Consider the following 1,366-nt stretch of genomic DNA (forward strand, 5'->3'; position numbering starts at 1 on the left):
CGCATCAACTGGGCAGTCTCCGCGTCGATGTCGGTGCCGTGTTCCACGCACCGCACTCCCGCCTGCACTGCGTTGCGAATGCCCGCATTGTTGTGCGCGTGGACCGTGACGTAGGTGCCGCGCGACGCTGCTTCTTCCACTGCCACGGAGATTTCCTCGACGGTGAACTGTGTGTCGGTGAGGCGGTCATGGCCCCCGACGACACCGCCGGTGACGCACAGTTTCAGAAATGTTGCCCCTCGGCGGAACGACTCGCGCACGTTGCGTCGTAGCTCGTCGGCATTACCCGACATCAAGGACAAGGCGCAGAGCCCTGGAATGTGGTGCATGTTCCACAGCTCTGTCGGCTCCCATGCGGCCCCGTAGTAGCCGTGTCCGCCGGTCTGGCACTGCACAGGACCACACGAGAGGACACGCGGACCACGCACCTTGCCGCTCGCAATAACGTCGACGACTCCGCCGTCGATGCCACCGACGTCTCGCACCGTGGTGAAGCCCGCGTCGAGGGCATCGCCCGCGGTGGCGAAGATGCCCGCCGCCAGTTCGGCTGCCGAGAGCTCAAACCCGAATTGTCTTCGGATCGGACTCGAAATACCCAGGTGGACATGAGCATCGATCAGCCCCGGAGTCAGAAGCATGCCGTCCAAGTCAACTGTCGTCGAACCCGACGGCGCCTGTCCGATCGCTGTGACAATGCCGCCACTCACGCACACGTCGACTTCGACCGGGTCGGTACCCGATCCATCCGCGACCATGCCGCCGGCAAACCATACGTCAGTCAAAGGGACCTCCCGAGCATTAGAAACCACTCTCCTAAACACTGGTGAATTCGATATGCGGTACCGTACTCAACAGTGGTGAACCCGTCAATGGAGGTAGCGTGAGATCGCCGGTTGGGGAGGGTCGAGAGCGACTGTTACAGGCACTGTTCGACGAATTCGGTGAAACCGGCCCAAGTCCGAAGCTGTCGATGCGCCAAGTAGCGGAGCGACTCGGCGTGCACCACACGCTTCTGACCTATCACTTCGGATCACGACCAGGTCTCCTCAGCGCCGTACTGTCGGAAGCGCGCCGCCGTGACAACCTCGTCATCGCCGCGATGGGCAAAGATCTCGGGTTCGCGGCCCTGTGCAGGGCGATCTGGAGTTTCTACTCGAACGCCGAGCATGAAGATCGAAGCCGCACCTTTTTTCACCTGGCCGGACTTGCGGTGTACGAGCACAAAGCATTTCAAGATTTCGCCGCCGACCTCGACGACTAGGCTCATCTCCTTGAAGCGGCAGCCCTTCGCGACGGATTCACAGTGGTGGATGCACAGCAGCAGAGCATCATCGCAACCGCATGTCTGCGAGGACTGTTGCTGCAG

The 1,366-nt window shown here is 61.5% G+C and carries 2 protein-coding genes; both read right to left on the bottom strand.

Features of this window, described 5'->3' with window-relative positions; all coding sequences use genetic code 11:
- On the bottom strand, positions 1-782 hold a 782-nt coding region (locus QMA15_RS32590), incomplete at its 3' end, for an amidohydrolase family protein (RefSeq protein ID WP_290289315.1).
- Between the two features lie 248 nt (positions 783-1,030).
- Positions 1,031-1,366, bottom strand: a 336-nt coding sequence (locus tag QMA15_RS32595; protein WP_290289318.1) for a hypothetical protein, incomplete at its 5' end; no start/stop codon positions are given.

It is taken from the genome of Rhodococcus sp. APC 3903, from assembly GCF_030407755.1.
Taxonomy (GTDB): domain Bacteria; phylum Actinomycetota; class Actinomycetes; order Mycobacteriales; family Mycobacteriaceae; genus Rhodococcus_F; species Rhodococcus_F erythropolis.